18 protein-coding genes and 1 tRNA gene are annotated in these 19,159 nt (G+C 46.7%); 7 read left to right on the top strand and 12 right to left on the bottom strand.

Annotated features, from left to right (window positions below; genetic code table 11):
- Nucleotides 1-24: 24 nt before the first annotated feature.
- The 9 genes from QUA04_RS18505 to QUA04_RS18465 form a co-directional block, all read right to left on the bottom strand.
- The gene (locus QUA04_RS18505) at nt 25-975 is read right to left on the bottom strand and encodes a DNA polymerase beta superfamily protein (RefSeq protein ID WP_333258981.1); all 951 of its coding nucleotides are present in this window, start codon (nt 973-975) and stop codon (nt 25-27) included.
- A gap of 104 nt (nt 976-1,079) precedes the next feature.
- Complete coding sequence (locus QUA04_RS18500) at nt 1,080-1,484, bottom strand: putative toxin-antitoxin system toxin component, PIN family (protein ID WP_333258979.1); 405 nt, start codon at nt 1,482-1,484, stop codon at nt 1,080-1,082.
- Nucleotides 1,481-1,846: a hypothetical protein gene (locus QUA04_RS18495; protein WP_333258977.1), complete on the bottom strand. Its 366-nt coding sequence runs from the start codon at nt 1,844-1,846 to the stop codon at nt 1,481-1,483. Before QUA04_RS18495 ends, QUA04_RS18500 begins: the two co-directional genes overlap by 4 nt.
- Nucleotides 1,847-2,036: 190 nt before the next feature.
- Nucleotides 2,037-2,108 (bottom strand) — tRNA-Val (locus tag QUA04_RS18490).
- Between the two features lie 125 nt (nt 2,109-2,233).
- Nucleotides 2,234-2,446 (bottom strand): DUF2839 domain-containing protein, encoded by a 213-nt coding sequence (locus QUA04_RS18485; protein WP_333258975.1) that lies wholly within the window; start codon nt 2,444-2,446, stop codon nt 2,234-2,236.
- A gap of 65 nt (nt 2,447-2,511) precedes the next feature.
- Nucleotides 2,512-4,020, bottom strand: a complete 1,509-nt coding sequence (locus QUA04_RS18480) for a helicase C-terminal domain-containing protein (protein ID WP_333258973.1) — start codon at nt 4,018-4,020, stop codon at nt 2,512-2,514.
- Between the two features lie 22 nt (nt 4,021-4,042).
- Nucleotides 4,043-5,572, bottom strand: coding sequence for a pentapeptide repeat-containing protein (locus tag QUA04_RS18475; RefSeq protein WP_333258971.1), 1,530 nt, complete (start codon nt 5,570-5,572; stop codon nt 4,043-4,045).
- A gap of 80 nt (nt 5,573-5,652) precedes the next feature.
- Nucleotides 5,653-7,215, bottom strand: a complete 1,563-nt coding sequence (locus QUA04_RS18470) for a pentapeptide repeat-containing protein (protein WP_333258969.1) — start codon at nt 7,213-7,215, stop codon at nt 5,653-5,655.
- A gap of 96 nt (nt 7,216-7,311) precedes the next feature.
- Nucleotides 7,312-8,874, bottom strand: coding sequence for a pentapeptide repeat-containing protein (locus QUA04_RS18465; protein ID WP_333258967.1), 1,563 nt, complete (start codon nt 8,872-8,874; stop codon nt 7,312-7,314).
- Nucleotides 8,875-8,912: 38 nt separating this feature from the next.
- Here QUA04_RS18465 and QUA04_RS18460 point away from each other — a divergent pair, with 38 nt between their 5' ends.
- The 7 genes from QUA04_RS18460 (at nt 8,913) to ccmS (ending at nt 17,845) form a co-directional block, all read left to right on the top strand.
- On the top strand, nt 8,913-9,752 hold the full coding sequence (locus QUA04_RS18460) for a prephenate/arogenate dehydrogenase (protein ID WP_333258966.1): 840 nt from the start codon (nt 8,913-8,915) through the stop codon (nt 9,750-9,752).
- Between the two features lie 67 nt (nt 9,753-9,819).
- Nucleotides 9,820-11,655 carry an APC family permease gene (locus QUA04_RS18455; protein ID WP_333258964.1) on the top strand — a complete coding sequence of 612 codons (1,836 nt, stop codon included), beginning with the start codon at nt 9,820-9,822 and terminating at the stop codon, nt 11,653-11,655.
- 649 nt (nt 11,656-12,304) lie between these two features.
- Entirely contained in the window at nt 12,305-13,219 is a 915-nt protein-coding gene (locus QUA04_RS18450; protein WP_333258962.1) for a glycosyltransferase family A protein, read from the top strand.
- A gap of 59 nt (nt 13,220-13,278) precedes the next feature.
- A complete protein-coding gene (locus QUA04_RS18445) occupies nt 13,279-13,497 on the top strand; it encodes a hypothetical protein (RefSeq protein WP_333258960.1) in 219 nt (72 codons plus the stop codon).
- A gap of 353 nt (nt 13,498-13,850) precedes the next feature.
- Complete coding sequence (locus QUA04_RS18440) at nt 13,851-15,338, top strand: RtcB family protein (RefSeq protein WP_333258957.1); 1,488 nt, start codon at nt 13,851-13,853, stop codon at nt 15,336-15,338.
- 102 nt (nt 15,339-15,440) lie between these two features.
- Nucleotides 15,441-17,237 carry an ABC transporter ATP-binding protein gene (locus QUA04_RS18435; RefSeq protein ID WP_333258955.1) on the top strand — a complete coding sequence of 599 codons (1,797 nt, stop codon included), beginning with the start codon at nt 15,441-15,443 and terminating at the stop codon, nt 17,235-17,237.
- A gap of 176 nt (nt 17,238-17,413) precedes the next feature.
- Complete coding sequence (gene ccmS, locus QUA04_RS18430) at nt 17,414-17,845, top strand: beta-carboxysome assembly chaperone CcmS (RefSeq protein ID WP_333158913.1); 432 nt, start codon at nt 17,414-17,416, stop codon at nt 17,843-17,845.
- A 78-nt stretch (nt 17,846-17,923) separates the two neighbouring features.
- On the opposite strand, the gene QUA04_RS29980 is transcribed toward ccmS, so the two are convergent.
- The 3 genes from QUA04_RS29980 to QUA04_RS18420 form a co-directional block, all read right to left on the bottom strand.
- On the bottom strand, nt 17,924-18,013 hold the full coding sequence (locus QUA04_RS29980) for a HEAT repeat domain-containing protein (RefSeq protein ID WP_445242340.1): 90 nt from the start codon (nt 18,011-18,013) through the stop codon (nt 17,924-17,926).
- Nucleotides 18,007-18,141 carry a hypothetical protein gene (locus tag QUA04_RS18425; protein WP_333258953.1) on the bottom strand — a complete coding sequence of 45 codons (135 nt, stop codon included), beginning with the start codon at nt 18,139-18,141 and terminating at the stop codon, nt 18,007-18,009. Before QUA04_RS18425 ends, QUA04_RS29980 begins: the two co-directional genes overlap by 7 nt.
- 184 nt (nt 18,142-18,325) lie before the next feature.
- Nucleotides 18,326-19,159: HEAT repeat domain-containing protein (locus QUA04_RS18420; protein ID WP_333258951.1), on the bottom strand; the 834-nt coding region annotated here is incomplete at its 5' end.

Below are 19,159 nucleotides of genomic sequence, written 5' to 3'. Positions count from 1 at the left end.
GGCTTTGTTTCACCAGAAGCGATTTCAAGATCCGATTTCGATCGCACCTCTACGCGCTTCAATCAAAAACAGGTTCGCTTTCTCGTAATTAGGACGTTCCGGTAAGGAAGTTGCAGCAAAAGCGCGATCGAACTCACCGTGCAAGCTCAACCGCCAGCGATTCACCTCTTCCCAGGATAGTTCTTGGTTGCGGATAGATAAAAGTTGCGATCGATAATCCTGCACGCGAACGGGTACAAACCCCTCCTTGAGCACCGTAATTCCTGACAGCAACAAGCGAATTAAGTGCATCGCGTGCTTCCAACGAATTTCCCCGGTATTGCGGAGGTCTTGCTCCATTTTTTTAAATTGAGACAAAACGTAGCTATTGTAAGTTTGATAAACCAATTGAGAAAGAAAGATTTCCCGAATTTCGAGCAATTCTTGTGCTACAGGAGAAACAGTTTCTACTAAAGGGGTGTACAAACATTCTAGCACATTTGGATTAGCTTTTAGTGCCAAAACTAAAAACTTTTGCAGTTCCCAATAGCATTCCTGATTTTCCTTGTTTTCCAATTGTTCTGGGATGCCGTAAAGCGACCAATGAAGTATTGCCGGCGGCAGGTAAATCCCGCGTCTGTCTGTATCGGATTGCTCGTTATCAAGACCATAAGCTCTCGAACCAACAATGCAGCGGTAAATTACAGAATCATAGAGGTTGTATTCTGCAAGAAAATCTCCTCCTGAATGCAATCCTTCGCTCTGAAACTGCTTGCGGATACTGAGTTCGTGCCGCCGCAGACTAACTTGTGTTCCGTCTGGGAGTTTGACTAAATATGCGTGGGAATTGTCCGTAGGCGATTGAACGATGACGCCTACTAATCCCGGTTTCCAAGATTGGTCGCCGGCCGGATTTTTGACCTCGATTTTGGTGACAATTTGGGTTCCTGCGGGGATGATTAAGTTGAAATTTTGAGGAAGATTGGCATTTGCCATGAGCGAACCTCCTGCGGGGCACGAGCTACAATGTTAGTGTAGCATACTTGTAGTATAGAATGGGAGTTTTGGGCGATCGGGGATTTGGCTTTGTTGAAAATAGCCTAATTCATAATCAATTCTGCAAACATAGAAACAGAAATAATTAACGTATTCTCTAAACTCTGAACTTCAGTAAAATCGCGATCGCCTGTAATTAAAAAATCAGCATTAGCAGAGAGTGCACAAGCAATAAACTTAGCATCTTTTTGATCTCTAGGAAAATCAATTTCTATAGATACGTCAATGAGTTTGGTTGAACCTTGAATCAAATTTAACCATCTTTCTTTCTGAGCATCTGTTAATTTTAGTTTTGGTCTACTTAATACATCCTCGTACTCTGCTAAAATTTCTTCTGAAACTACCCATTCATAATCAGGTTGATTGATAACCCAGCTAATAACAGAAGCGGGTTTTCTTCCAGCGATCGCCGCAGATACTAAAATATTAGTATCTATAACAACTCTCATTCTCCACTCCGATAAGCTGCAATTTCTTGGGCAATTTCTTCATCAGTTAAAGGATGATCCGCGTGTAAAGCCTGGGTTTCTTCACATAAGTTGTTAAAATCTTCAGATAAAGCTTGTCGGTGCGGATCGGGCTGATAACTATTCTTAAGTTCCCGGCTCATTTTAATTTTTTCTGCGAGTAACTCTTGTGCAGGTTTTCCTGAAAGAATCGTTACTACTTGCCGAGGTAGATTAAGATGCTGTTTTTCTGACAAAGCTTTTAAAGCATCAGTAATTACCTGATCGGGGGTTGTATATTTCCCTGTCTCTAACTGTTGTTGCAGTAACTTTTCTTGTTCGGAGTTCAGAATTATTTGAATCATAAAGTTACCTCTATAGATAATCTCAAGCCGTTTGAGATAGGTAGGGGTGAAGCATTTGGGGGACAATTGATGTTGAAAACCTGTAATTTTCTACCCAAATACTTCACCTTCCAACCTGGAGCGCGCGATCGCACTGCGACAGGATATTTTATTGTTGGCAGATGTCTAATGAGTCACCATAGATTTTGAATGGGCAATACAGGATTTGAACCTGTGACCCCTTCCGTGTGAAGGAAGTGCGCTACCACTGTGCTAATTGCCCGCAGATAATTAAGATACCATACCAAGTCCAAATTCGCAACTAAATTTTTCCTAAAAAATCAGCAGCTTGTTTCCCAGTTAAACTCGACACAATGCCAAGAATACAGGCATTTGTCGAGTCTGGCATCAGTTAACCTGCCACCAACCCGCCGAGGGGCCGACAAACCGCACTACAATCCACCAAGCCACCAAAAGGCTAATCCCGATCCAGCTTCCGCGACTTGTCCACTTGACAAAATCTTCGCTTTGGGTTTTCGTGATTGGCAGCCAGGGAACGATGCGTTCTTCTTTACCGTATTCGTCGCCGATCGACTCTTTGCGACGCTTAGATTCACCCATAATCTTTGTCTACTAAATTAGATTTCAACTGGATACCTAACCAAATTATACGCCAACAGGTGATCTCAAGCCTGCGTCAGCCAAGTCGTATCCAAATAATCAATCCTCGCAAAAGGACTCAAAGCCGCTAAAACCTGCTGTCCGTAACTGCGGTGAATTACCCGGCTGTCGAAAATCGCCACCACCCCTTGACGTTCTCGCACCGGCGCGATCGCCCGCTGCAATTCATTCAGCGCCGCCGGCAGCAAATACAACCGAAACCAATCCTTGCGCCGTTCCTTATAATAAGCCACACGCGCCGTCACCAAAGGATTTTCCAAAGAAGGTAGCGGCAAAGTTGCGATCGCCAGCAAGTGAGGCGCCCTCAATTCCCCCTGATGTTCCCGCCAAAACTCCCACCCCGTCACCAAAATCGCATTCTCGCCCACATCAGTCTTTTCTACCTGCACGCGAGAACCGAACTCAGAAGCCAAAATCGCCGCCAGCCTTGCCTTCAGCGGTACATCACCAACAATCAGCACAGTTAAACCCGCCACCGACGCGCTCATCAACAGCAAAGTCCGAATTTCTTCCATTAAAACACCCTGAAATTCCGGCGTATTTGGCAGCGGCAGCCAGTTGGGAATGTACAGTTGAATTAATTCGCTTTGTCGATCGGGCGAAAACTTAACGCTCGTCAATTCTGGAAGCCCCAACATTTCCCGGAAGATCGGAGCCTTCGGTTCCACATCCACCGCCCCCCCAATCAACACCACAGGCTGACAATCCCAAATTTTGCTCAAAACCTCAGCCACCTGCACCGGCGCGCAGTACAGAGAAAATGACCCAGCCTCCCGATGAATTTCCGCCCACCGCAGTTTTCCGTTGGTTTCCCACCGCTGCCAAAAATTGCTCCAAGCAGACGGAATTAGGGGGTTTGGCTCGATCGTTTCAAACAGCCCTTGCAAAATATTTTGCTCTGCCGTTTCCAGCAAATAGCACTCCTCTGGTTTCGCCGGATGCTTAAAGAAAGCCCGCGTTAGCATTACCCGCCCTTGGAGGATTGCATCGGCTTCCAAAGGCTGAGATTGCATTAAATCATTCCAATCAGCCGGTTGCAAACCCGCCGTCAATTGCTGGCGCGTCCAAACTTCCAAGTCATCCACACCGTCAATAATTGTCGGAATATTCCTGTGCAGTTGCGAATTCCCCGCCAAGCGAGCCGCCAGCCAAGACTCTGGATCGGCTAGCATCAATCCTCGCGCAGTGGCACGATCCGAATAAGTCTCGATCGACCCCTCTGTTTGCAGCCACTCTTGCAAACGCGGAATTTCCACTGCTCTCAAATGCTCGATCAGCGGTGTCGGCGCCACTAAAATCACAGGCTCCGGCCACATCAAAATCGGCATCAAATAACTGACTCGATACCGCTGTTGGTAAGCTCCAGCGGGAAGCCCTGTTTGGATCAGAGCGCTGCGCCCCAAGCGCAAAGCCCGCGCCACGAGCCGCGCCATCGTTAAATGGTGTGGCCAGTGCGGCTCGGAGTGCGATCGCAGGAAGCGGAGCAATGAGTTGTGGACTTCTACCTCAATCAATCGGTTTTAAAATTGACATTTCTCACTCAACATAATCAAAACTGGCAAGAAAATCAACTACTTTTTGACCGAGAGGCAAACTGAATTTATTCTGCTGATGAGTTGCACCTCCCTTCCCAAAGTTCCCGTGAGAATTCACCATCAAACTCTCCTGTCCCGAACTAATTAAAATAGTTTGGGTAGGTGAGTCAAAAAACTTGGTTGGCTGACTCACCCGTGATATATTAGAAACCAATTTTATTAATTCATTTAATTTATTTGTAGCTGTACTCAATGCTTTACGCAACTGCAATATTCGTTTTTCATCCAAATTTTGAATTTCGATATTTTTGCCAATAACCATAATATTTCTCTGAGTTTGTACAGCATCCTTAAAAGGAAGAATCGCTAAAAAAGCGGCTGGAAATAAATGCTCATCGCTCTCAAATCTAAAAGTTAGAGTTGTTCGGCGGTAGCCGACTTCAATATTAGGAGGAAAATTCATTGCCCGGTAATGCCGAGCTATTTCGCTGTAAGCTGTTGCTAAAGTGCTGTTTGCTGAGTAGTCTAAAAGTGCGTCAACCACAATTTGCACTAACCCAGGCGTGTGATTTAAAAATTTTATCGATTCTGACGGCGAATTAAATTGTTGAATCTGAGTGCGATCGCCTGCGGGGCTGAGGTCAACCCACTGGCAAGTAATATCATCTGCGATGATGCCACATCGAGGAACCAAATACAGTTTTGCTCCTGTTAAAGTTGCTCCCCTCAAATCAGCGCCCACCCAATCTGCATTAATCAAATTTGTTTCTGTCAAATCAGCGTGAACGAAACTAGCACTTGCTAAATTAGTATTTCTTAAATCTGCTCCGTTAAGGTTAGCTCCGCTCAATTTAGCACTGCTCAAATCGGCGCCGTTGAGGTTAGCTCCCGTCAAATCAGCCCATTTGAGGTTAGCTCCGCTCAAATTGGCACTGCTGAGATTCACCTGTTGCAAAGAAGCTTGTCTCATATCGGCATTGATCAAATTGACGCCGCTAAGTTCTGCTTTCGTCAAATCTGCGCCGTGTAAGTTAGCTTCTTGAAAGTTAGCTGAAGCAGCCGAAGCACCTCTGAGATTTGCACCGGAAAGATTGGCAGCGCACAGGTTAGCTTCCGTCAGTTTTACCTCTCTTAAATCTGCTTCAATCAAGTTAGCGCCACTGAAGTTAGTTTTGCTGAGTTCGCAGCGGACTAATTCGCTTCTAATCAGGGATGCTCGGATTAATTGAGCTGCACTTAAATCGGCTCTCACTAAGTTTGCTACGTTGAGAGTAGCTCCGTTTAAGATTGCCCGCGAGAGGTTGGTACTGCTGAGTCTAGCCACATTCAAGTTAGCTTCGCTCAAGTTAGCTTCGCTCAAGTTAGCGCCGCTGAGGTTGGTGACAAATAAGCTAGCCCGCCTTAAAATTGATTGGCTGAGGTTGATGCGGCTGAGATTTGCTTCATTCAGGTTGATTCCTGTGAAATCTCTGTCACCTTCTGTGTATCTCTTGACGAGTGCAAATCGTTTGAGCAGTTCTTCAGCTTGCATTTTTTTTACTTGAATGAAATGGCAATTTGCTAACTTTTATATGGCATGAATAGAAATGATATCAAATTAATTTATAGTATTTACTCACCGAGCTGATAAAAGCTTTTGACAAACTCAATGACCGTATTTAGCGGCGGGGTGGTAAATCTTTGAGCTTTAATTGCAGGACTGATAGACGTTTTGTTGACTCCGGGCAAATTTGTCAAGTTTCTGCCAAAATCTGGGTGATAGTGAATCATCAAAGTTTCGGCGCTGGAGTTAGCCAGTACAGTTTGGGTAGGCGATTGGAAAAAACTTGACATCGGTTCGCGATCGAGGCGAATCGGCTGAATTTTCATTTCCCCTATTTTTCTCATTGTTTTGGTCAGGGCTACGTTTAATTGCACTACCATATTTGAGACTCTGACGCCCAGGTTATTACCACTTTGGGGTTGAATCATCTTGATCAGAGTAATCAAATTTTTCTGAGTAAATGCTGCATCACTAAAGGGAATAATCGCAACGAAAGCGGTGGGAAATAGTTGCTCGTCCTGTTCTATTTTAAATGATATGATTGTGCGTCTGGAATTAACTTCGATACTGGGAGGATGGTTCAAAGCAGGGTATTGACGGGCAATTTGGCGGTAGGTAGCTGCAAGGACAAAGTTAGCATCGGGGTCGAGAGGTCGATCGACAATAATTTGAACGGTCGGCGGTGTAGCATTGAAAAACCTTTGAGATTCTTCTGGGGTAAAGCGCTGAATGTGGCTGCGATCGCCGTTAGGACTGAGGTCAACCCAATCGCAGGTAATGTCATCTGCTTTCACATCAAACCTAGACACCGCGTAAATTTTTGCTCCCGTCAGGGCCGCCCCCGTCAAATCTGCGCCCACCCAATCAGCGTGAATCAAATTCGCTTGAGTCAAATCCGCGTGTACCAGAGTAGCGTTCAACAGATTGACATTGCTCAAATTTGCCCCGTACAAGTTGGCCCCGCTCAATCTCGCTTCATCGAGGTCAGCGCCGGTCAGGTTCGCCCCGCTGAGGTCAGCCCACCGGAGATTAGCGCCTCGCAAGTCAGCGCCGCTGAGGTTGGCTTGAGACAGATTAGCTTGTCTGAGTTCGGCATTGCAGAGGTTGACTCCTCGCAAGTCTGCCCTGCTGAGGTCGGCTCTGTGCAAGTTTGCCCGTTCCAAGTTGGCCGCTGTTAGAAAAGCGCCTCTAAGGTGAGCCCCGCTGAGGTCGGCTTGCTCTAGATTGGCTTCTCTGAGGGTTGCTTCTCTTAAATCTGCTTCGCTGAGATTTGCGCCGCTCAAGTTGGCACTGCTGAGGTTGGCTCGAATCAGTTCGGATCTGATCATTGTAGCTTCCACGAGTTGGGCTTCGCGGAGGTCGGCTCGAATCAAGTTAGCCACATTGAGGATAGCGCCGCTGAGGTTGGCTTTGTAGAGATTGGCACCGCTGAGTCTGGCAACATTAAGTTTGGCTTTTCTCATGTTGGCGTTTGACAAATTGGTGCCGCTCATGTTGGTGAGGCTCAAGATTGCCTCACTGAAATTAGCCCCGCTTAGATCGATCCTGCTGAGATTTGCCTCGCAAAGGAGGATGGCAGTAAAGTCTCTTTCTCCTGCTGCATATTTGGTGATTAGTTCTTCGGCATCCATGCTTTTCAATTTCCCTGATGTCTTAGCTAGAACAAAGCTTTATTGTGCCAACCTTTAAACTAGAATAAGCATTTTTTGTAACTTGATGCAATATGCCTAGACATCTATATTGTGGAAGCCTTTTATAAAATCCAAAATGCTAGTGATATTAGCTTGAGCCAATTTTGTGCTTTCGGCTAACTTAGTCGATGTAGAGTTACTCTGATCGTATTTTTTAATCAGACGCTTGCCGAAGCCTGGGTGGTGATATACGCTGAGTCTTTGATCGCGGGAATTAATTAAGCTCATCTGTGTGGGTATTTGAAAGAAATTGATGCTTTCGCCGATTTTTGGAAAAGAACTGGAAATTTTTATTTGGTCTACTTTGCTGATAGCTTGGTTGAGAGCTTTGCTGCATAACTGGACGTGTTTAGATTCTTTGACGTTAAGTTTGCCTGCATCGTGGGATTGAATCATTTTCATCAAAGCTATTAGGTTTTTTTGAGTTATGGCAGCGTCGTTAAAAGGAATGATGGCAACGTAAGCGGTGGCAAATAATTTATCGTCACTGTCCATTTTAAACGCGAGTACGGTGCGCCTGGAGCTGACTTCGATCGTGGGAGGCTGACTTAAACTCGGGTATTGTTGGGCAATTTGGTAATAAGTTGCAGCTAGTGCAAAATGAGCGCCTTGGTCTAAGGGTGAGTCAATCACAATCCGAACTGTGGGCAAGGTTTCATGAAAAAATTCCTGGGTTCCTCCCGAGTTCAACCAGTAAATTTGGCTATGGTCGCCGTTGGGGCTAAGATCAACCCACTTGCAGGTCATGCCTTCGGTTTTGATGCCGAGCCGCGAAACTGCGTGAAGTTTGGCTCCCGTTAAGGTGGCTCCGGTTAAGTCGGCTCCAATCCAGTCGGCGCGGATCAGATAGGCATTTGTCAGGTCGGCGTGAACTAAGCTGGCATTCAGCAAGTTGGCGTGGCAGAGGTCGGCCCGGCTGAGGTCGGCACCGCTCAATTTCGCTTCGCTCAGGTCGGCCCAGCGGAGATTGCAGCCGCTGAGGATGGCCCAGCGCAAATTGACGCCGCTGAGGTCTGCGCCGCTGAGTACGGCTTGAGTGAGGTTGGCTTGTCTCAGTTCTGTGCCTCGCAAGTCGGCGCCGCTGAGGTCGGCTCGGCTGAGGTCGGCTCCTTGCAGGTTGGCTTGTTCGAGGTTGGCTTCTGTCAAGCACGCGCCGCTGAGGTGAGCGCCTCGAAGGTTGGCTTGAGCGAGGTTGGCTCCTCGAAGGGTGGCTTCGGTGAGGGTGGCGCCGCTGAGGTTGGCGCCGCTGAGGTTGGCGCCGCTGAGTTCTGCTCGAATGAGCTCGGCTCTGATCAGTTTCGCTCCTATGAGTATGGCTTTTTTGAGGTCAACTCGCACTAGGTAAGCGACGTTGAGGTCGGCGTCGGTGAGGTCGGCGCCGCCTAGATGGGCGCCACTGAGTCTGGCGATGTTGAGTTTGGCACCTGTGAGGTTGGTTTTGCTGAGGTTTGCTCCGCTTAGGTTTGCTACACTCAGATTCGCACCCTTGAGGTTGGCTCCGCTCAAGTTGACGCCGCTGAGGTTGGCCTCAGTCAGGTTGATTCCGGCAAAATCTCTTTCTCCGGCGGCATATTTTTTCAGGAGTTCCTCGACTGTCATGGGGGCGGCACCGTATCAAATATCCCCATTTTATTGCTATGAATATCGGTATTGTAGGACTGGGTTTAATTGGCGGCTCGATCGGGCTGGATTTGCGATCGCGCGGGTTTGATGTTTTTGGGGTTTCGAGTCGGCAGCAGACTTGCTCTCGGGCGCAAGCTCGCGGTGTTGTCAATGAAGCCAGCATAAACCTGTCTCTGATGGCAGCAGCCGATGTGGTTTTTATTTGCACGCCGCTGGGGTCGATCGAGCCGATCGTCCGAGAGTTGGTGCCCTATCTTTCCCATGATACTATTGTAACCGATGTCGGTTCCGTAAAAACACCCATAGTGCAGGCTGTGTCTTCTCTGTGGCCAAATTTTGTGGGGGGACACCCGATGGCGGGGACTGCTGAAAGCGGAATTGAGGCGGCGGTATCCGATTTGTTTGTGGGCCGGCCTTATGTGGTGACGCCGACTGCCCAGACGCCGGCGCTTGCGGTGGATAAGGTTGAGGAAATTGCGCGGTTGCTGGGTGCTAAAGTTTACCGATGTGAGCCGGAAGAACACGATCGAGCTGTGGCTTGGATTTCTCATTTGCCGCTCATGGCGAGTGCGACGCTGCTTGCTGCCTGCGATCGAGAGGGCGATCGGGATATTGTTAATTTAGCCCAACATTTGGCGAGTTCGGGTTTTCGGGATACGAGCCGCGTTGGGGGCGGCAATCCCGAGCTGGGAGTGATGGTGGCAAAGTACAATCGAGAGGAATTGTTGCGATCGCTCTCTATTTACCGCGACAGTCTTGACGAGTTCATCAGCGATATCGAAGCCGAAAATTGGCAAGCTCTCGAACACAAGCTGAAGCTGACTCAACAAGCGAGACAGAATTACAAATTGTGATACAAAAATTACTTAAAACGGTTCCCGTCTAGATTATGATTTGTGGACGCCTATATATTGAGTTTCAATGTACACTTATTCTCGGATCAAGCGATTTTTACTGGGTGAATCTCTTCCGACGAGCGCATCTGTTCACGAACGGCTAAGCAACGCTACTGGACTAGCTGTTCTTGCTTCCGATGCACTTTCGTCTGTTGCCTACGCTACTCAAGAAACTCTGCTGGTACTGTTACTAGCGGGGAGTAGTAGTTTGAGTTTATCGCTGCCTATTTCTGGAATTATTGTTTTACTGTTGGCGATCGTGGCGCTGTCTTACCGACAGACAATTAAAGCGTACCCCAACGGCGGTGGAGCTTACATAGTGGCGCGAGAAAACTTGGGTATTTATCCGGGTTTGATCGCAGCAGCTTCGCTGATGATTGATTACATCCTCACCGTCACAGTCAGTATTTCGGCTGGGGTGGCAGCCTTGACTTCAGCAGTTCCCTCGCTGCACCCCTACACAGTTGAACTGTGCTTATTTTTTATTGTTCTAATCATGTTTGCCAATCTCAGGGGATTGCGGGAATCGGGCAATATATTTATGGTTCCCACCTATGGGTTTGTCATTGGCATTTTTATTTTGATTGGCTGCGGTTTATTCCAACAGGCAACAGGTCATGTTTTGCCGAGCTTACAAAATATTCCTGCTAAGGAACCTTTGGGATTATTTCTGCTGGCGCGTGCCTTTGCGGCGGGCTGTACTGCCCTGACTGGAGTTGAAGCCATATCAGACGGGGTGTTGGCTTTTAAGCCTCCTGAATGGAAAAATGCGCGCCTGACTTTGAGCTATATGGGGGGAATTCTGGGAGCGATGTTTTTGGGGATTAGTTACTTGGCTCATATTTATCAGGTGATTCCTACAGAACATGAAACGCTCCTTTCTGTATTGGGAAAACAGATTTTTGGTGTCGGTATATTTTATTACTATTTGCAGGCAGCAACTCTGTTAATTTTGCTGTTGGCGGCGAATACGAGTTATTCTGATTTTCCGCGACTTTGTTATTTTTTGTCGCGGGACGGGTTCTTGCCCCGGCAGTTGTCGCTGTTGGGCGATCGACTGGTTTATTCTAATGGCATTAATCTGCTCAGCTTCTGCGCTGCTCTTTTAATTATCATCTTTCGAGGCAATACGAGCGCAGTGCTTCCCCTGTATGCGGTTGGAGTTTTCACTTCTTTTACTCTCTCCCAATCGGGAATGGTAATTCACTGGTTTAAGGAACGAGGTAAAGGTTGGCAAGTTAGTGCTTTGATGAACGGTATTGGTGCAGTGGCAACAATGGGAGTTTTGGCTGTAATTCTCGCTACAAAATTCCTTTTGGGAGCTTGGGTTGTCGTAGTAACTATTCCGATCGTAGTCAGTCTATTTTTAGCTATTCACCGACACTATCGGTATGTAGCGGCTCGCTTGAGCATTCAGGGAATAGAACCGAGGTCTTATCTTCCCAGACCTAAAGTTAAGACGGTGACACATCCGGCAGTGGTGTTAGTCGGGCAGTTGCACCGGGGAACTTTCGAGGCCCTTGATTACGCTCGTTTAATTGCTGATGAAGTTGTGGCTGTTCACGTGGATATTGGTTTGACCGATCGAGAAAAATTACAATTAGCTTGGAAAGATTTGCAGTCTGATATTCCTTTGGAAATTCTGGAATCACCTTACCGTTCTGTTGGTGAGGCTTTGACACACTTTTTGGCTTTATTTGAAGAGCAGCGACCGGGAGTATATTTAACGCTGATCATTCCGGCTTTTGTGACGCGAAATTGGTGGGAGGGACTGCTGCACAATCAAACTGCTTTCTTTTTGAAAGCGACTTTGCGGGCTAAAAAAAGTCGGGTTGTAACAACGGTTAGATATTATCTTTAAGCAATCTCTAGTTAAAAGTTTGCCATTTTTCGCCTGTCAAACAAACTTATTGAGGACTTGCGCAGCAACCCGGTTTGTTTCTGGAGGTTTTGTTGATCAACCTAAGATTTATCGTAGAAACCGGGTTCTTTGAACCCACAATCCTCCGTGTAGCGGGAAGGATATCGGTTAAAAAATGCGGTTTCTTAAGTTTTGGTGCGTAAGTGAGGTATTAACTCTACAAGTCCACCTACTAGCTGATCGGCGCGGAAGAAACCGGATTTTTTGGCCTTAGTCCTAGGTTAAAAAACCCCGTTTATCAGAGCCGGAGTGCGTCCAGGACTGTTGCTGTTACAACTATAATCAAACACACAGTAAAGTTGTCAGTATTTTTACTGTAATGATGTTATTGAAAATTGACAATTCTCTAAAATCAATAGTCCGGACAGTTTTTCTCTGGCCCAATGGCTTATCCCCTATGACTTTGAGGCGAGCGTGGATAATTAAATCAATGTCACCTCTACCCCTGACGCGGCATTTAATTCGACTTTTTTATGATCCTTGCCCTGTAAGGCTTGTAGTATCGTTCCAAAAACTGTCCGGAGTATTGCTAAAATTTTAGTAAGTTCTAAGGGACAAGCAAAAGCTATATTCCTGGAATAAATAAATTATGAGCGAGCAATTAAGCAAACTCAGTGAAGTGTCGATGGTCTCAGCCAATTTTGGCAATGGGTTAGCCTATAGAGAGATTCTCCTGGATTGGTTTAAGTTTTTAGGCGGCAAACCAGGGGAAGTTATTGTTGTTGACGGTGGCAGCGATAGCGACACTCAAAAAGTTTATTTGGAACTGTATCACGAGGGTTTAATTGATAAGCTGCAAATCATTGCATCGCACCATCAAGACAATGACAAAGAGAGATGTTTTATTCAGGAGTATACAGCGGCAGCGATCGCTAGCAAGCCGTATGTATTGTGGTTCAAAATTGATACGTTACCTTACAGAGAAGGCCACGACGGTTGGTTAGAGGAAGCGATCGATTATCTCGAACGAGATGAAATTTTTGCAGTGGGCGGAGCTTTTAACAGATCGTACCCAAATCTCGACGCTTGGGCTGGGTGGTACTTCATTCAAGCCTGCACGATCAATTTTTCTTTGATGAAGCACAGTACCTTCGTTGCAGTCATGCAAGAATATGCGGGTGAATATATTGCTTCAAGATTTGAAGGAACACACCAGTTTGGCAGGTTTTTGCTGGAAGAAGCATTTAGCGCATATATGCAGGCTCACAACCAATATACTTTGTGTAAGGTTGAAGACCCGAGCTGGACGGTATTTCACACGAATGCTCAAGACGAATATTTGCAGGAGGTTCGGGAGAAATATTTGGCTCGCGAAGATGTTAAAACTTTCATGAATGCGGGTCTTAGTAAAGACATCAGTCAATATCTTTACTACGGAAAGCCACCTGTAAGAAGCAGCATGATTAAGAAAATGCGCATGGCTTTGGGAGAAACAAAAGTTGGGGGTTATTGGCGGGAATTGAAAAAAAGTCTGGTTTTTGGGAAAACTGAACCCAACCCTTAGTCAGCTAATTTATCTTTAACAATAAAAGGGAGGAAACGAGCTTTGATCGGCTGGAAATTATGGACTCGCCTTACCGTTCTGTTGGTTCGGCTTTGACACACTTTTTGACTTTGTTTGAAGAGCAGCGACCGGGAGTGTATTTAACGCTGATCATTCCGGCTTTTGTGACGCGAAATTGGTGGGAGGGGCTGCTGCACAATCAAACTGCTTTCTTTTTGAAAGCGGCTTTGCGGGCTAAAAAAAGTCGGGTTGTAACAACGGTTAGATATTATCTTTAAGTGGGGATGGGCAACCGCAGGGGATTGGCCCTACTTCATCGCAATTAAGACTGGAATGCGGCCGGACGCGCTGGCCCAAGAAACCGGGTTTCTTCGCAAAATCTTTGGTTTGGATGCTATTTTTATAGGCAGAAACCGGGTGTCTGACACCGCTTGGTAAATCATATATATTTATTAAAATTTCAAGGAAAGGGTTGACATATCAAAAATGATATGTTAGGAGTTGAGTAATTAGAAAAGTTGCCTTTCAACTTATCTTGAAAAAGATTGCGGCTGCTGAACCCAAGTCTTTTGTTCCCTAAAAAATCTCTTCAACTTTTGGGGGTTGCTATGCAACCCGCAACAGACTATTTATGCAGCAGCCAAAAAACTTGAACAGGCTTTTGCGAGCTTTGTCTCGGCAAGGTCTTGATGTTAGTTACGACAATAAAGTCTACTCGATTTGTCTCAATAGTTCTCTGAAAGAACACTGGCAAGATGCCGATGCTCCAACTCCAGAAGTTTTGCTCCCAGAGGATTTTCCGGTGGAAGCAAAGGCGCTCAAACAGTTAGCAAATTTGGCGAATGTTCGACACCCTCAAGGTGGTTGCGTTTGTCGCGCTTGCGCTACTCCAGACTTCCATCCGGGGGATGCGGGGGTGGCGATCGGCTCTATTGTAGAAACAGCAGGAATGGTGATTCCGGCGGCTACCGGTTCCGATATTAACTGCGGGATGCGGTTACACGTTGCAGATTTGTCGATCGAACAATTCCTCAGTCAGCGCGATCGATTTGTAGAATTGCTCAAAGGCGATTATTTCTTCGGTACTCGCGATGTCAGCATGACTGCAAAAACTGCTCGCGCGATGTTCCAACACGGGATTCCCGGATGGCTGGATGGTATGCTGGACGAGGCAACCGGCAGCGCGGCTAATTCGGATTTCGAGCAGTTGGCCGCAGAGTGCGATTCCCTACGGGATAGCTGCGCTTCACGCACTTTCCTCGGCGGTTCCATGAATGGCGATGTCAAATGGGCTCCCGAAGAATTAGTCCCAAATGACGGTTTAGTCAGGGATGGCGGGTTAGCTACCATTGGTGGTGGCAATCACTTTGTCGAAATTCAAGTGGTTGAGGAAGTTATCGATCGAGCTACGGCTTATACTTGGGGTGTGCGATCGGGACAAATCGCTTTCATGATTCATTCGGGTTCGCGGAATGTCGGCAAATACATCGGCGGAATGTGGCGCGATCGAGCTTGCCAGGCCTACCCAAAAACTCTGAAACATCCTGAATCCAGGCTTTTCCCGCTGTCTGTCGCAGCCAATCCCGAACTTGTGAACAGCTACCTGCAAGCGGAAGCAACCGCCGCTAACTACGGTTTTATCAACCGTTTGCTGCTAGCAGAACTTCTGCGCTGGCGTTTGCGACAAGTTTTCGGCGATGTGGAAGCTCCCTTAGTATACGATTTGCCTCACAATATCACTTTAGGTGAAGGTGCCGGCTGGGTAACGCGCAAAGGCGCTTGTCACGCACATTCCGGTCAGCCTGTAATTGTACCGGGTTCGATGGGCGCGCCGTCTTATTTGCTGGTTGGGAAAGGGAACGATCGATTTTTGCGATCGGCTTCTCACGGTGCAGGAAGGGCGCGATCGCGCTTCGATATGAGTCGCAAAGGTGTTGACAAAACTGACTCCGCTTTGGGATTAACCGGCGTAGATTGCATTACCGGGCGCGAAGAACGCAGAATTGAAGAAGCACCGGCCGCTTACAAGCCAATTCAACCAGTAATTGACGTTCAGGTTGAGGCGCAAATAGTTGGTGTAGTCGCTAAAATGAAGCCAGTGTTGACGTTTAAAGCCTAGGAACGGGGCATTTGAGAATTAAAAATTAAACAAGGGTAAGGTGCGCGCTGAGCACCCTACTAATTTTTAATTCTCGGCCCTATTTCCGATGCCCCATGCCCTATGAATGATTCTCAAGCATTACCAAATCCATCAAAACCTGTCCATCCCCTAAAGCGGCTGCTCAAGTACGGGCGTCGCTACCGCGTGAAAGCTTGGCTGGCAAGTATCTGTTCGCTGCTGAATAAATTCTTTGATTTAGCGCCGCCAGCATTAATCGGTATTGCCGTTGATGTGGTGGTGAAACAGCAAGATTCTATACTCGCTCAGTGGGGCATAAAAGATGTCTTTTGGCAACTGGCAATTATCACTATTTTGAGCGCGGTTGTTTGGGCGTTGGAATCTCTTTTTGAATATGCCTATGATTATTTGTGGCGCAATTTGGCTCAGGATATTGAGCACGATTTGCGTCTGGAAGCTTACAGCCATTTGCAGGAATTAGAATTAGCTTATTTTGAAGAACGCAGCACGGGCGGTTTGATTTCTATTCTCAATGATGATATCAATCAACTAGAACGTTTTTTGGACGACGGCGCTAATGAGGTGATTCAGGTATTTACAACGGTTGTTGTGATTGGCGCGGCTTTTTTTGCTGCTTCTCCTGGTGTGGCTGGGCTGTCTATGCTGCCGATACCTTTTATTATTTGGGGTTCGATCGCCTTTCAAAATCGCCTCGCTCCTTTCTATGCTGATGTGCGGGAAAAGGTGAGTTTTCTGAACGGGCAACTGTCGAATAATTTGATGGGAATTACTACTATTAAAAGTTTTACTTCCGAAGATTATGAAATTCAGCGAATCGAAACACAAAGCCAAGCTTACCGCCAAAGCAACCGACGGGCGATCGCACTTTCGGCTGCTTTTATTCCGCTGATTCGGGTTGTGATTTTCTTGGGGTTTATTGCAACACTATTTCTGGGCGGTTTGGAGGTAGTGGCGGGCCGGTTGTCTGTGGGAACTTACAGCGTTTTGGTGTTTTTGACCCAGCGGTTGCTGTGGCCACTGACTCGCCTGGGAGATACTCTGGATCAATACCAGCGCGCAATGGCTTCTACTAATCGGGTGATGAATTTGTTGGATACTCCGATCGCAATTCACACGGGTGATATTCGGCGGCCGGTTAGTTCGATTAAGGGTGAGTTGGAATTTAAAAATGTTACCTTTTCTTATAATCAAAGAAAACCGATTTTGCAGTATTTTTCTTTGACTCTGCCGGCGGGGAAAACTACTGCGATTGTTGGGGCTACAGGTTCGGGCAAAAGTACCTTGGTGAAGCTAATATTGAGGCTGTATGAGGTACAGCATGGCAATATTTATCTCGACGGTATAGAATTAAATAACCTGAATTTAAAAGATTTGCGGAGAGCGATCGGATTGGTGAGTCAAGATGTGTTTTTGTTTCACGGTACGGTGGCAGAAAATATTGCTTACGGCAGTTTTGAGGCAAGCAATCGAGAGATAGTAAATGCTGCGAAAATTGCGGAGGCTCACGAGTTTATCGCCCAATTGCCTGACGGTTACAACACTATTGTAGGGGAACGCGGTCAAAAATTGTCGGGGGGTCAGCGGCAGCGAATTGCAATTGCAAGGGCTGTTTTGAAGAATCCGCCGATTTTGATTCTTGACGAAGCTACTTCAGCGGTGGATAACGAGACTGAGGCGGCAATTCAGCGATCGCTCGAACGAATTACCAAAAATCGCACTACAATTGCGATCGCCCACCGTCTTTCTACTGTCCGCAATGCCGATTGCATTTGTGTCATGGAAGAGGGGCTGGTGGTAGAATCGGGGCAGCACGAACAACTGATCGAACAGGACGGAATTTATGCGGCGCTCTGGCGCGTGCAATCTGGTATAAGATAGAAACGCAGCGGTTTTGGGTAATTGGGAATTGCTAATTTGTAATTGGGGATGGGCGATTGGGCATGGGTAACTAATGACAACAGTCAACTGCCAACTGCCAACTGCCAACTGCCAACTGCTAACTGACAACTGACAACTGACTGTAAAATATTAGTTTATACAAACAAGAAGAGAAAATGTTTTTATTTGATAGCCCTGAGTCCAAACCCAACGAAAATAGCTGGAGCCGCAAATTAGATAAATTCGTGAAAGCTAATCAACATGAATTGGCTGCTTTGGCTTGGGGGCTATTTCTGGAAAGGGGAGAGGAAAGCGAGGAGATTTTGGCAATTGATATTGCAGAAACTGCGCGTTTTGTGTATTGTAAGAAAGAGGCGGTTGAGGAGTTGAACCGTCAAGTAAAAAGTCATATTCAGGAAGTTGTAGGTGTGTTGAACGCTCACAAGCCTGAGAAAGAAGTGGCGATTTTGGCGATCGGTGAAGGTCAAATTAAGTTGATTCTTTTTGAACCTAAGCCTGAACCTCCTGTTTGTTTTGAGGAAGCTGCAACAGATGTTGATACATTGTTGGCGAAGCTGGAACAGCAGATGGTTGAATATATGAAATGATAAGATTACTCGGATCTTGAAATCGCGTCTACACAAACGAAGTCCGAGCAGAGGGGGACTAAGAAATGAAAGGAGTATTTAAGCCTCATTTAGTATCAGTTGTCCGAGGGCTTGGATGACGCTGGAACGGACTTCTGGCGAGGTGTCTTTGAAGGCTTTAACTAATATGGGCGCGCGACATCTCCTATTTTTCCCAGTGCTTCTGCTGCTTTCGCCCTGACAGCGGGGCGGGCATCCTCTAGGGCGATGCACAAGGTGTCTAGCACCATCTGATAGTATGCGGGATTTTGAATCATGCTGTGAGCCTCCGGTTTGCATAGAGCTTACTGCTGTTTTATTTTAGATATTGCATCTCTGTCAGGAACAGGCATCTTGCCTGTTCCACAAAGAGTAAATTTTCTTCTGGGGTGCGCGTCTCGCCCGCCCTGAAAGCCTTATTAAAAATGTTGCAATATTTCAGCAAACTTTTGGGTTGGCTGGCTATTTCACGTCTTCGGATACGCCTTCAATGAAGGCAACAAGTCCTTTGCCCCAGGGGTTTGATTCGGCGAAGTGTTCGCCAACTTTCACGGCTGCTTTTTTGCCACCGTTGTAAAGCCGTTTGACGCTGATTAGGTTTTGCCACTCGATGGGTTTTTGCTCTTTGATTTCCTTAAATTCTGCATCAATAATATTGCGTGCTTGTGCCTCGTCTTGCACTTCTGTATGCTTTTTTTCTAATGCCTGGATGATTTGCACGACTGCATTCAGTGCTGCTTCAGGAGAGGATTGCTGGGTGGTTAAGGTGATATTTTTGGCTTGATTGCCGTGGTTTTCTCCGAAGTTTAAAGGGGCGTGGAAAGTAGAATGGGAGAAGTCTTGGGTGGGTTTATCAGACATTTCTTTTGTTGTTATGTAGATTTGCTGAGTGGTTTCGTCAATTTTACCAAGGATCTCGTTTGGTTGGGGTGGTTTGGCTGGGTGCGGTGCTAGGGACAACTGACGTATCGGGTAGTTGTAGTATTTGCAGGCGGCTTGGATGACGAGGATGAGGCGGCGAAATTCTTTGCCGGATTTGGAGAGGATTAAGGTAAGGAGGTGGGGGAGATGGGGGGCGACTTTCTCTGCGTGCTGCTTAGCGATATTGCCTAAGGCATTTGCCGCCCTACTAGGCACATAAGAGTCTGAATCTTCAAGGAGTTTAAGTAATCCCGGAATCGCCTTTTCGTCACCGATTTTGCCTAAGGCCTCTGCCGCCCTACTACGCACAGAAGAGTCTGAATCTTCAACGAGTTTAAGTAATCCCGGAATCGCCTTTTCGTCACCGATTTTGCC

Source organism: Microcoleus sp. S13_C5 (assembly GCF_036700845.1).
Lineage (GTDB): Bacteria > Cyanobacteriota > Cyanobacteriia > Cyanobacteriales > Microcoleaceae > Microcoleus.
This window is presented reverse-complemented; position numbering and strand designations above follow the sequence as displayed.